The following is a 12150-nucleotide window of genomic DNA, read 5'->3' on the forward strand; positions in this document are numbered from 1 at the left end:
GAGCGGCCTCGCTGCGCGGGATCGGTCGAGTTCCAATCTTCGTACTGGAGCCGCTCCCGGCGCCAATTGGAAACGCGGCACCTCGCAGGACCGTCGAACACGCTCTAACTCTTCGACACGGGCGAATACCTTTCTCGCGGCCGGCTGGCAGAACGTCACAACGGCGCCGATCGGGATGCGACGCGGCACGGGAGCGGGGACCATTCGGGAGATCAGGACGTCAACTCAGGCGCGGTAACGACAAAATTCGTCACCGTTCTCATATTCAAAGCAGATCTTGACGCGGCAGCGCGGTCGATCCTCATCGCGATATCGGGAGCGACGGTCCATATCTTCATCATCGCGCTGCATCCGCCTATTGGGGCGATGGTCCATATCTTCCATCATGCGTCCCACGGCAACCAATGCTGCTTTTGGCAAGCTACCAAAGGGTACGGTCGAAACGTTGGTTAAGCCTGAGAACAAGGCGACCCTGACTTAGATCCTCACGTACCACTTCCCTCCCACAGATGTGGCGCTCGCGCTGTTGCGCCGCGTCGAGGGTCATTCGCTTTGTGAGTTTAAGGGCGTTGCGGAATATCGGACGATCAGCGTCGGTGGGCGCCGCTGTCCTGCGACCGGGAATCCCGCCTTGGCTACCCTGTTCGCCGTCGAAGGCTCCGATCATGACTCCGCCGCCATCAGCGCCGGCGTGCGAACCACATTCCGAGCACGAACGCGACCGCGAGCGACTGCAGCGGCGCCTGGACGGTTGCTTTCCGGAGACGATCGGCCCAATTCGCGGCGGGGTCTTTCTGGGATTGCGGCCGGCGCGTCTCTGGCGCCTGTTCCTGCTCGTTCACCAGCCCGGAGGCTTCCGTCATCGCCGAGGCTTCCTTGATGTCCATGCGCGGGTGAACCCGGTCTCGGGCGCGGTGGCGCTGGGCACGTTGCTGGCGGCTGTGACGTTGCCGGTGGTGGTGTGGGTGGTGGCGAGGTGAGGTAGGCTGTGCGCGATAACTCGCTTTTGGAGTAAAAACTTCTTTGATGTCATCCAGCTGTTTGGCATCGAACGCAATCCCCACATCAGCGTTCGTGGCGACACCTTGTCGTCGCTGTCCAAGGCTGTGGTCTGCGTGAACCCCTAACAGCACACTCGTGATAAATCCATTTCGGCGCATTTGAACCGTTCCAAACGCTCAACTGACCAAAAAAGACCTGCAATATAGGAGCAGTTCCATGGGCATTCCCAAAGATGGGACGGTTTCGGTCCGCATCACATGCGTTGGTCACGCCAGCCGACGCTGGAGAGGTGCCCGCACGAAGGCGGCGGCGTCCGCACTGAATCAGCGCCTGTCGGAATTCAGGGCGAAAACGATCTTCGACCAGGTTGATCCCATCGTCAAAATGCAGCTGCCGGGATTGCCCGTCGCGCTTGGCCAAAAGGCAGTCGGGAGCACGGAACCGTTTCCGACGGCCGGCGAAGATAACGCCGCCATCGATCGCAGTGTCGTCCTCATGGTCGACCTAGTTTGGACAGGTACGGGCGGTTACAAGAGGGTGCACCGTCCGCCTCGGCTTGTTTATGCGCCGAGCACCTTCTGGGAGATGAAAATCGCAGCGCTCTTTGGCGCCTCGGGTATCGGCGTAAAATCGAGCTTGCTCCGCGTGAAGATCAAGAACTTGAGTACAGGGCGCGAACTGTCGCTTTTTGGGCCGATTATCGGCGGTGATCTGACCATCGGACCCGGCATGTTCAAGAAGGTGCCCAAGGTGTCGCCCGTCAGCTTCGACAAGTTCGATCCCAAACAATTGCGGGATGCGCAAGTGGGCAAGCCCGTCGTGTTCACGACACCGCTCATGGACTTCGAAGACTGGATCAACGGATCGGAAGGCCAGCTCGTGCGGGTCGTTCACGGTCATCTTAAAACCGGCGTGACCAAGTCGCAGACCAGCTTTCTCCAGTTCGTCAGCGTCGATACTCATCCCGGCTCATTGGTCTTCGATCTGAAGGCGCTCGGTTTCTCGTTGGGTATTCCCGAGGTATCCAATCAGGTGCAATCCGGAACACTCAAAGCCGAAAATCATCCGTCAGACCAGTATCTCGTCGACACACCTGATGACGTTATTCCTGTCCAAGTCGCACAGCACCGCAGCGAAGGCCTTCTGATCAGCTTCCCAACTGAAAAACATAAATGGACGGATTTGAGTTCGAGCGAGCAAGAGGAAGTGAAGCGATTTGTGTTGAACAGAACGGCAGCCATTCGCGCTTTGTCTGACTTCAAGGATGTGGTCGCCCCGACGCCGTGATGGGGCGGGTAGCTGGCAGACTGATTTCCCGACGGAGCTGTGGCTTCGTGCTTCGAGGGCCGTCCAGTCATGGCCGTTGCGCGTGAACAGCCGGACACGGTTGCCGTCACGCTGGACGATCAGGCGATAGCCGTCGTGCTTGATCTCGTGGATCCAGTCGGGACGGTCGGGGACTTTGGTGCTACGAGTCGGCAGACAAGGCTTAAAGGAGGATTTCAGCATTCCGGGAAAGATAGGCACTCTCGAACGCGAATCCAGCGGCTCTCGCGCGCTTGAAACGATCGTACCAGTCCGCCATTCCATCTGACGAAAAACGTTCATTCGACGTGGGAAGCGCCCATCTCGGCAAATGCACGGATTCGAACTGCTCCCACACATACATGCCGTTCAATGGATAGCGCCTCTCGGAGGACCAGCCAGCTGCGGCTTCCTCGGCCGTGAAAATTCCGTCCCTTTGCGCTTCCAGAACCTGACCAGTGAGCGCTTGTGCCCACTGATGACGGCAGCCTGGTGAGCACTCGCGATGGCCGCGCGGATGCTGTAGTCGCGATCACTGACCCAGATTTCCAGAAACGGTTGCCGAGCTTCGTTGGCGCGGCCGTAGGAGTGATAGAACCAAAGCCCGAAGTCGCCGTCGCTCTCATCGACCTTCAGCTTGGCCTGCCATTGTGGGTAGACCAGCAAGCCGGAGATCTCGTATCCACGGGTACCAGCGATGTTGTGAGTGGTGCTTTTGCCGAAGCCGGTCACCTTCGTTACGCTGGTGATGTAAACGTCGAAACAGTCCCGCTCTGCAAAGGAAGCTTGCGTCTTTTCATCCCAACAAGGCCGTTGTTCTTTGACCATTTTGCCGGATCGGTGCTGTTGACCCAAAGGTGCTATTCAACGTCTAGCGTGATGTCCGGCTTCTGTCCGTTCTTCGGATGCTAACCGGGGAACTCGCGGAACTCCTTGACGAGATTAAACGGAATTTTCCACCCGGCGCCTCCGTCGCGCATCAGCATCTTGATGTCCTCCGTCCTGTTTTCTTTTCCGGTTTTTGGATCGGTCTCCAGTGTGTGGCCGTTGCTGTCCCAAGGTTTGGTCGCGCTCTTCGAGTAGTAGCCGAGAAAATGCCCGGCTTCATGGGCAGACGTGTTAGGCCCGCGTTGCGAGCTGATAAAGGCAAGGTCCAACGATCGAACAAACGAGCCATTGGGGAAGGAGCCATTGGACAGAAGCTTGTCGACACAGAAAATGGTTAAGTGGGCGCCCCGGACTTTGTGTTTGGCGAAGAAGCCCTTCAGTTTTTCGACATCGATCATATCGGGAAAGGTCGCCAGGCTCGCATCCTTCATGCCAGTCGCGGTGGCGAGCTCCTGTTTGATGGCAGCCTGCGCGTCGTCGATGAAGAGCCAGTCGCTTGGCACTCGCTCGAAGCGGATGTTGGCCTGCGGCTTCCATATATTGTTCATCGTCAGCAATTCATCTTGCTCGCTGCAAGGCTTCTTGGCGTGAAACATCGGAGCGCCGCCACTGCCCGGAACCATGACATTGCGGAACGCCACCTTGATCTTGATTTCCGGCAGCACGACGACATGGAGCTTGGCTTCGATCTTCCGGTCGGCCGACCGGGCCACCACCTCCAGACCGGGAAAGCCAATCGGCTTAATTCGGCCATTGATTTCGAAAAACCGTGCATCGCCATTGAATGTGGCGGGAAGTGACGCCGCCCTGAGCTGCGGATCGATATCGGGTGCGGAGAATGCATCTCTGGCCTGCATGACGCGTCTAAGGGTATCGGCGCCATCGATCTCCTTTATTGCGAGGGCATGGGCGTTAGGATCGACTTCGAGCTTTCTTCCGGGATCGATCAGGGCCACGATGTTCGAGCCGCCGAACGGCACCACCACGCCTGGCGGGCTGCGGCGCTCATCGATGCCGGAGCGGCGGAAAACCTCCTGGAAAGCGGCCATGTCCGGTTCTCCTGTTCTAGTTCGGCGCGTCAACGCGAAGTTTTGCGCGCGGGCGGTTTGAATCAAAGCGCCGGCTCAGTTGAAGTGTATGGTGTCGGGTCCGTCTGGGTCGTCAGGCCCGACAGGAAGAGCTACAGCACGAAGTAGGTGCGAAAATCGGCTAACCAGCTCGCTTTCACTTACCTTTGCATACCCTCAAAGCCTGCGGGCGCTCGTGGCTTCGAAACCGGCAATAGGAATCCCACCTTGCCAGGTCCCGCCGATAACCGTTGAGTCCTATTGTGAAAATATCTTGTCCACAGCACCCAGATCGCGCTTCACGTGGTCAGCCTCGCGCCTCGGCACGGATTGGTCGCATCCGAACTGGGACGGGTTCAAATGCCGGAATGTTCAATGAAGTTGCCAGCGGTCCAGCTCAATTCTGGTCAGAGTCACACGTCAACGGTGCCTGGGCTAAGGCGGTTTGAACCTGCCGACCGGAAACTCCGATCACCGTCCTAGTCGCCGTCCTTCTCGCGAACGACTCGAAATCCATTCGCCTGATAGCGAACATTGAAATCATATCTAAACCGTGCGGCTGAGCGCAGATATTTCGGGTCATTATTAAACGAGCCGCCCCGAAGCACCCGCTCGGGACAACCCGGTTTGACCGAAGCGGATCCATCAGTGGGCGTCCCTCGATACCCCTCGGTCCAGCAATCCTCGACCCACTCTGCGGCATTGCCGGCCATGTCATAAATATCGAACGCATTTGGTTTGAATGATCCAACCTGCATGGTGGCATAGTGCGGTTCACTGGTGCAGCCCGCACAATTTGCGCGGTCCTTCTCCACTGACCGGCCCCAAGAGTAGGGTGAACTGGTGCCGCCTCGGGCGGCGTACTCCCATTCACTTTCCGTTGGCAGTCGGTAGGTCTTCCCGGTCTTTTGCGACAGCCATGCGGCATAGGTTTTTGCGTCGTTCCAATCGACATCAGTGACGGGACGGCGGCCGCGTCCCGCTCCGGCATCGGCCGGCCGATAGGTGCAGCCTCTGTCCATGACACAGGCGTCCCACTCATCGTATGTGACTTCGTACTTACCGATGTAGAACGGCTTGCGGATCGACACCTGATGCACAGGGCCTTCAAACGGGAAGACCTCAGTCGAACCCATGTTGAAATTGCCTGAAGGTATCAGCACCATCTCCGGGCATTGGGAACAGTCACGAATTGTAGACCTCGGTGGCGGCGAGACCGGCGGCGCGGGCGTGTTGGTCACAGTCGGTGTTTGCGGCTTTGCCGGGCTGGCTACCGCGCCAAGGCGTTGCAGGCCTGCCCGCGCCTCGGAGGCATACGGACCGTTCGGATAGGCATCGAGATAGGCCTGAAAATCGGCCGCGTTGTTGCTGCTCTTGATCGTATCCCAGAAACCTTGTTCCACCGTATCCGGCGGGTTGCCCAATCTCGCGACCGCGCGCGACGCCGTGTCTGTTGGTTCGTTGCGGCCTGTAACGACAAAGTCAGCGGCCTCGAGCGACGCTTCCCAGGGGAGTTGCTTGTTGCGGCTTCCCTTTGCGACCGCAGCCCGGGTTTGGCCAAATGCTTCCTTGAAGGTTCGACCGGGGGCCTTGGCGGCTTTCACGAACTCGTCAGCAAACAGACTGAGCGCTCCCTTTTGATCCTCCACGACCTGCCCGGGGAGTGCGGGGTAAGCTTGAGTGATGCCCTGGATAGGACTGACGTTGGCGAGCCCAATTGCCTTGACCGATGTCTTTTGCTGCCATGGATTTCTCCTCGCCGCATCAAGGATAACGGCTGAACCTCTGGGCCGGGCAACGATCAGCGGATCGAGAATGAGATCGCCATCCACCGCATTGGAGTGAATATCGAGGTCCGATGCAATGGTACCGTCGATCGGGATGAGGAAATTGCGGCCTTCATACTGGATGGCATGACCGGAGAAGTAGACGACGGCGGTGGCACCGCGTTCCAGTTTTTGGCTGAATTGTTGGATTGCCCCATCCATATCGGCATTTCGCGCATCCTGCGCATAAACCACGTCAAAACCACCAGCCTTCAAAAGCTCGGCGATCGCTTTCGCGTCGGAAACCGCCGTACGGACAGGCGACTGCGGATAAGATCCATTTCCGATAACGAGAGCGACCCTCTTGTCGGCCTGCGCAGCACTCGCGTTCTGGCCCCGGGCGGCCGAAAGAAAAAAGAGCTGTGGGATGAACGCGCCAGCCGCAAAGGCGCACAAAACGACGAGCACCTTTAAAGTGCGGCCCATGCCTGACAGTTTCATCGCTTCATCAGCCCTGGACCTGGATCAACGCAAAATGCCCCAGACTTGGATCAGCGCAAAAACTCCGGTTCATATGCGGTCTGCTCAGCCTGAAGCAAACGAACGGGCGCAGTGTGCAAATATGTTGGTGAAGCTAACACGCTGGCTGAATGGAAACAAGAAGTTGCGAGATTCGGCGATTGCTCCTAGTCTCAGATTACCGGTGCCGCTCGGCAAGCCATTTGGCGGAACTCCGTTCGTGAAATTCGTTCGCACGCTTTGCTTGATTGCTTGTTCCATGTGCCTGTCTCTGCTTCTTTCGCCAGAGGCGCACGCTGACGGGCGTGTCGCGCTAGTCATAGGCAATGCGGCATATGCCAATGCCACATTGCTCCGCAACAGCCGCAACGATGCTGACGACATCTCCGATCAATTGCGTCGCCTCGGGTTCGAGGTCATCGACGGTCGCGATCTCGATGGCCGTGGCATGCGCGCTGCATTGGCGCGTTTTGCGCAGAAGCTGCGGGGCACTGATGCTGCGTTGTTCTATTATTCGGGCCATGGGCTTCAGATTGAAGGTCAGAACTACCTTGTCCCTGTCGATGCCCAAGTCGATCCCGATTCAATCGTGACATTCGACCTCGTGAAGCTTGACGATGTTGTCGAAGCGCTCGGATATAGCTCGGGAACGCGACTTATGGTTCTGGATGCCTGCCGGACCAATCCGTTTGCGAAGGCTATAGCCCAACGCAGCGGCAATCGCGGCGAGGAAATCACCCGAGGACTTGCCCGGATCGACCGGACTCAGGGCATGTTGATCGCCTATGCGACCCAGGCCAACGCGGTGGCGGCTGATGGTACCGGCCGCAACAGTCCGTTTACAAACGCACTGGTTCGCGAGATGCAGGAACCGGGGATCGAAGTCGGCGCGCTATTCCGGCATGTCGCCGTCAGTGTCAACCGTGAGACGCGCGGGCAACAAACACCGGAGCTCTCGGTCTCCCTGCTGGGGGATTTCTATTTGAATCCCCAAGAGAGCGATCTGGACGCATGGAAGAAGATGGGACCGCTGTCTTCCGCGAGCGTTGCGACATTGAAGGCATTCATCACGAAGTTTCCGTCGAGCAGCCTTGTCGACGCGGCCCGTGCCCGGATCGACACCATCGAGAATGCCAACGAGCGCGACCGACTGGTCAACGAATACAACGAGAAGGAGCGGCAGCTTCGGGTTGATCTGGAGCAGGCCGAAGCCGGCTTCCGAAAAGCCAGCGAGGAATTGGCCCAATTGCGTAAGCGCGACGAGGTCAGGCAAGCCGACGAGGAAAAGCGATTGAGTTCGAGCGCTCCCGCGCAACCGTCGAGGCCTTCGCCTCCCGAACCTGGCGCCGAGGAAAAAGATCGGCGTGATCAGCTCGCGAATGAAGTAGCGGCACTCGAGGCAAACAGGATCAGATTGGCCGAGCAACGCGCCACACTGGAGCGCGCGATGGCGGAGAAACTGTCGAAGGCGCAATCCGATCGTGAGCGCGCCGAGCAACGCCTTGCGATCGAGACTGCCCGGCTGCCGTCGGTCGCGGCTGACTCGCGGGCAGCCCCTGCGCCGACTCGGCAGAAATCGACGCCCCGTTGCCAGGAGATTAATGCACGTGCGCAACTGGGTGACATATCGGAATCCGATCGCATTGCCCTTCGCCAATGTCGCTAGTTCATTTTAATCAAGGTTGAACAGACATGATTGATCGCGCTCCAATCGTCACCTGCTTCGCGATCGGCTTCCTGATGACGTCCATCCAAGCGTGCTATGCGCAGGCGACCTCGCCAACGCCTTCGCCGCCACAAGCCTCTTCGGCGCCGCCGCCACCGCCCACGCCGATCCCTTTCGACGACGCGCTGTTGCGGGCCGCCAACGATCTCTTTTCCAAGGCTACGGTGCCCGCGGGGTCGGACAAGGTTGAACTCATCATCGATCCGTTAATCGACGCTGCGACCGGCGCGCAATCAGCTGCAACCCGCTTGATGCAGGAGCGCATCAAGGACCTCGTGGCCAAGTCATATCCCCGCTTCGCCGTGTTGCCATTTTCCAGCGAGGCCCTGAGCCGCGCTCCTGTTGTCCTGATCGGGACCTTTACAGCGATAAACAATGCCGGTGCACCTGACGGTGTTCGAGACGCCTATAGGATCTGTCTTGCATTGGCAGACCTTCGCAGCAAGAGCATCGTATCGAAGGCCGTTGCGAGGGCAAAACTCGACGGCGTTAAAGCCGAACCCACGCCGGCCTTCGCCGAGGCTCCGATCTGGACCAATGATCCGGCGATTGCCGTCTACATCAAGACCTGCCAGGGGACGAAGCTGGGCGACCCGATCGATCCCCTATATGTCGAGAGGATCGCCACGTCGGCATTTGTGAGCGACGCAATCCTCGAATACGACGACAAACGCTATCGAGAGGCGCTGGCGTTCTATCGGACGGCCCGGCAAATGTCGGGCGGCGACCAACTTCGTGTTCATTCTGGTATTTATCTGTCCAGCTGGAAGCTTAATCGCCGGACCGATGCCACCGAGGCATTTGGCAGTCTCGTCAAGTATGGCCTGACGGCCAATAAGTTGTCCGTACGGCTTCTGTTCAAGCCGGGCACGACGCAGTTCCTCGATGACCAGAATATCACCGGTCCATACCCGATGTGGCTAAGTCAGATCGCGTCGCAGGCGATGCAGAACGATTCCTGCATCGATGTCGTTGGGCACACATCAAATACCGGACCGGCGCAAATCAATGAACGCCTATCGGTGCTAAGGGCGCAGTTCATCAAGGATCTCCTGCAGAGTGCTTCTCCCAGCCTGGCTGACCGGCTGAAGGCGGTCGGCGCCGGATCTCGAGAATCGATCGTCGGGACGGGCCGCGATGACGCGAGCGATGCGATCGACCGCCGCGTCGATTTCAACGTACACCGATGCTGAATGCGCATTGAAGTCTCGAAGCTGCCGCGCACTCTCAACTTTTGTCTTGTTTGGCCACGTTCATTTCCTTCAATCCAGAGCGCACCGCGCTCCAAATTATCGGCCTTAGGGGGTCTCTCATGGTATCGAAAGCCTTGGTCGCAATGACGACGTCCCTCCTGATTTTAGCGGGAGCGTTCGGCTCAGCGCATGCACAGCCAAAGCCCGCCGGCGGTCCTACAACCTCGCCTGCTGGTGCTGCGGTCTATTTCGTGGACATCAAGGACGGGCAGACCGTCCCGACGAAATTCACCGTTCATTTCGGTTTGAAGGGAATGGGCGTAGCGCCAGCCGGATCCGACAAGGGAAACTCCGGTCACCATCATCTCTTGATTGATGCCGAGCTGCCGCCGATGGACAGTCCCATTCCGAGCGACTTCAATCATCTGCATTTCGGTGCAGGTCAGACCGAAGCCGAAGTTACGCTCACGCCGGGAGACCACACACTACAGCTGCTGTTGGGCGACAAGAATCATGTGCCGACGTCACCGCCGCTGTTCTCTGATCGTATCCATGTTCACGTCGTCGATCAGGCTGCAGCCCCGTCGGCCCAGGCCACGCCGCATTCGGGACGTCACCCGTCGCCCTCCGGAGCGAAGGTCTATTTTGTCTATCCCGTGGACGGGGCGTACGTCACGCCAACGTCTGTTGTCCGTTTCGGCCTGGTCGGCATGGGCGTTGCTCCCGCCGGCTTCGAAAAGGCGAATACGGGGCACCACCATTTGCTGATCGATACCAGCCTGCCGCCATTTGATCAGCCGATCCCCAATGATTTCAACCATCTTCATTTTGGCGCGGGTCAAACCGAAGCCAAAATCAATCTGCCGCTGGGTCGTCACAAGCTGCAGCTGATCCTGGCCGACGAAAATCACATACCACACGATCCCCCGGTTTTTTCGCAGCTTATCAATGTTGTGGTGACCGCCAACGGTCGTAAGCCGCCGACGCGGAAACATCACCGAATATCGCACTATCATTAGGCACGAGACGGAGACACGCGAACGCGCGCAGCCCACCGCAGTGGTCTCGCGCCCCGCTTTGAGTTGAGATCGATCGCCTCAGGCGACCAACAGGCCCAGCTTGCCGACCATCGCAAGCGAGCGTTCAACGCTCTCTCGAGTTGAAAGCAGCAGCGGCTCTACTGGCTTTCCGTCCTTGTCCTTTTGTTCGATCCGGATGCTGGAGCCAAATGCTTCGGTCATCTCGGCCGTGATCTGGTCGATCGTGTGAAGGCCGTCGAGCAATTGCAGGAAATGCCGGGTTCGATCGTCCTCCAACTGCACTGTTTGGTGGAGCAGGTTGGTGACGTGCGGACTTGTGTGCGACTGTTTGCGGGCCAGTAAGCTCGCTTGCGGCCGGTCGGTAATTTCCTTCAGCAGGAATGGCGGCGATACCAGGAAGGAGACCTCGCCGCTGCAGCACAGGATGTACATCGCCTCCGTCAGGACCCGTTCGTCATCGTCGGCGTGACGGCCATCCAGCAGCGCGCGCGCACCGTGCAGCAACTCGCCGAATGACAATGCGCGCGGCCACGCGCGGCCGAGGCACAGATGCGCTGCCTTCAGGAGGGGATTGGTCACTGTAATCCTGCTGCCGTTCTGGATCTCGAATTCCATTGCAGAATCGTCTGTCACACAGGCTTCGGGATCGACGGCGCTGGTCGTGCTCAAGAGGTGGTACCGCCTGACGAAATCTGTGTCGATCTGCCGGTCGAGGGAAACATTGTCGTGGCAAAACAAGGTGCGCCGGAAGCCGTTGCCGTCGATGAAATCCTGATACTGGTCGCGTGCCATGAACTCGCTTTCCGGGAAATGCTGCAGCGTGGCACGGACCTCCTCGGAGTAGCCGGCGAGATAGCGGCGCGAAAAATCGGAATCGCCCAGATACTGCAGGCCACGCTGGGCGGCATCCTCTGCGACTTCGTGCAACAGGAAGGCGGTCGCGCCATCGTCGAGATCGTCGTGAAACAACAATTCGTCGGGAGACTTGAGAACGCGGTTGTACTGATCCCGCATGATCGCGCCGTGAACCGTGTTGGCCTTCGAGCCTTCGCTCAGGAACTTCAGGATCGCGCGAGCCTGTCCGACCTTCTCCTTCATGCCGGTGAGGCGGCGGGTGTGATACCGCATCATGTCGCGGGCCATGTCGCGGAGGTGCGAGAACGGATGCGCATTGTAACTGACGTAGCAGATCCCGCGCGGTGACAGGTTCTGCTTGAAGATCGTCATCATCTTCTCACGCACGGGCGGTGGCACCCATGAGTACACGCCGTGCGCGATGATGTAATCGAACTGTCCGAAGCTTGGATCGACATTCATGATGTCGCAATGGAGGAGCTTGATGTTGCTCAGGCCAAGTGTCGCGATATTTTTCTGGCCGCGCTCGATCGTCACGCCGCTCAGGTCGACACCGACGAACTCGCTGTCCGGATATTGAAAGCCCATTGGCAGAAGATTGCCGCCGACGCCGCAGCCGAGTTCCAGTACTCGGCAGCACTCGACCGGCGCAGGTTGCATGCCGTAGACGGCGGCAATCGTTGCAAGATGGTTGGGGTGGGTGAGCCCGTAGACGTGGCCGGGATAGTAGACCTCGTCGTACCGTGTTGGGCCGGTCGTCGAAGGGCGATGCTCAGTGTGAACATTCAT

Annotated in this window: 9 protein-coding genes and 3 pseudogenes; 6 read left to right on the plus strand and 6 right to left on the minus strand. The window is 58.7% G+C overall.

The features are described 5' to 3' along the window. Positions 1-400 precede the first annotated feature (400 nt). Positions 401-478 (plus strand): annotated as a pseudogene (locus GWG67_RS16010) (fasciclin domain-containing protein); the annotation flags it as partial. Between the two features lie 3 nt (positions 479-481). Then, positions 482-595: pseudogene (locus GWG67_RS16015) on the plus strand (DUF427 domain-containing protein); the annotation flags it as partial. Between the two features lie 85 nt (positions 596-680). Here the strand turns inward: GWG67_RS16015 and GWG67_RS16020 are convergent. Next, positions 681-887, minus strand: coding sequence for a hypothetical protein (locus GWG67_RS16020; protein ID WP_275170256.1), 207 nt, complete (start codon positions 885-887; stop codon positions 681-683). 331 nt (positions 888-1218) lie between these two features. Here GWG67_RS16020 and GWG67_RS16025 point away from each other — a divergent pair, with 331 nt between their 5' ends. Next, positions 1219-2289 (plus strand): hypothetical protein, encoded by a 1071-nt coding sequence (locus GWG67_RS16025; protein ID WP_211397511.1) that lies wholly within the window; start codon positions 1219-1221, stop codon positions 2287-2289. Positions 2290-2355: 66 nt separating this feature from the next. Here the strand turns inward: GWG67_RS16025 and GWG67_RS38955 are convergent. The 4 genes and pseudogenes from GWG67_RS38955 to GWG67_RS16045 all read right to left on the minus strand — a co-directional run. Further along, positions 2356-2667 (minus strand): annotated as a pseudogene (locus GWG67_RS38955) (hypothetical protein); the annotation flags it as partial. 9 nt (positions 2668-2676) lie between these two features. Continuing rightward, positions 2677-3135 (minus strand): hypothetical protein, encoded by a 459-nt coding sequence (locus GWG67_RS16035; protein WP_275170257.1) that lies wholly within the window; start codon positions 3133-3135, stop codon positions 2677-2679. A gap of 80 nt (positions 3136-3215) precedes the next feature. Continuing rightward, a complete protein-coding gene (locus GWG67_RS16040) occupies positions 3216-4244 on the minus strand; it encodes a hypothetical protein (protein ID WP_275170258.1) in 1029 nt (342 codons plus the stop codon). A gap of 497 nt (positions 4245-4741) precedes the next feature. Next, positions 4742-6529, minus strand: coding sequence for an SUMF1/EgtB/PvdO family nonheme iron enzyme (locus tag GWG67_RS16045; RefSeq protein ID WP_275170259.1), 1788 nt, complete (start codon positions 6527-6529; stop codon positions 4742-4744). Here GWG67_RS16045 and GWG67_RS16050 point away from each other — a divergent pair. From GWG67_RS16050 to GWG67_RS16060, 3 genes are all read left to right on the plus strand, one after another. Beyond that, complete coding sequence (locus GWG67_RS16050) at positions 6513-8213, plus strand: caspase domain-containing protein (RefSeq protein ID WP_275170260.1); 1701 nt, start codon at positions 6513-6515, stop codon at positions 8211-8213. The genes GWG67_RS16045 and GWG67_RS16050 overlap by 17 nt on opposite strands. 26 nt (positions 8214-8239) lie before the next feature. Beyond that, positions 8240-9466: an OmpA family protein gene (locus tag GWG67_RS16055; RefSeq protein WP_275170261.1), complete on the plus strand. Its 1227-nt coding sequence runs from the start codon at positions 8240-8242 to the stop codon at positions 9464-9466. A gap of 119 nt (positions 9467-9585) precedes the next feature. Beyond that, on the plus strand, positions 9586-10485 hold the full coding sequence (locus GWG67_RS16060) for a DUF4399 domain-containing protein (protein ID WP_275170262.1): 900 nt from the start codon (positions 9586-9588) through the stop codon (positions 10483-10485). Between the two features lie 78 nt (positions 10486-10563). Here the strand turns inward: GWG67_RS16060 and GWG67_RS16065 are convergent, their stop codons facing one another. After that, on the minus strand, positions 10564-12150 hold the full coding sequence (locus tag GWG67_RS16065; RefSeq protein ID WP_275170263.1) for a class I SAM-dependent methyltransferase: 1587 nt from the start codon (positions 12148-12150) through the stop codon (positions 10564-10566).

The organism is Bradyrhizobium sp. CSS354 (assembly GCF_029051725.1).
In the GTDB taxonomy this organism is placed as follows: Bacteria; Pseudomonadota; Alphaproteobacteria; order Rhizobiales; family Xanthobacteraceae; genus Bradyrhizobium.

Bases quoted from the DNA above. Each gene is read 5' to 3' on its own strand.
- GWG67_RS16065 (WP_275170263.1), bottom strand. From the start codon at position 12,150: ATGAATGTTCACACTGAGCATCGCCCTTCGACGACCGGCCCAACACGG.
- GWG67_RS16040 (WP_275170258.1), bottom strand. From the start codon at position 4,244: ATGGCCGCTTTCCAGGAGGTTTTCCGCCGCTCCGGCATCGATGAGCGC.
- GWG67_RS16045 (WP_275170259.1), bottom strand. From the start codon at position 6,529: ATGAAACTGTCAGGCATGGGCCGCACTTTAAAGGTGCTCGTCGTTTTG.
- GWG67_RS16055 (WP_275170261.1), top strand. From the start codon at position 8,240: ATGATTGATCGCGCTCCAATCGTCACCTGCTTCGCGATCGGCTTCCTG.
- GWG67_RS16025 (WP_211397511.1), top strand. From the start codon at position 1,219: ATGGGCATTCCCAAAGATGGGACGGTTTCGGTCCGCATCACATGCGTT.
- GWG67_RS16060 (WP_275170262.1), top strand. From the start codon at position 9,586: ATGGTATCGAAAGCCTTGGTCGCAATGACGACGTCCCTCCTGATTTTA.
- GWG67_RS16050 (WP_275170260.1), top strand. From the start codon at position 6,513: ATGCCTGACAGTTTCATCGCTTCATCAGCCCTGGACCTGGATCAACGC.
- GWG67_RS16020 (WP_275170256.1), bottom strand. From the start codon at position 887: ATGGACATCAAGGAAGCCTCGGCGATGACGGAAGCCTCCGGGCTGGTG.
- GWG67_RS16035 (WP_275170257.1), bottom strand. From the start codon at position 3,135: ATGGTCAAAGAACAACGGCCTTGTTGGGATGAAAAGACGCAAGCTTCC.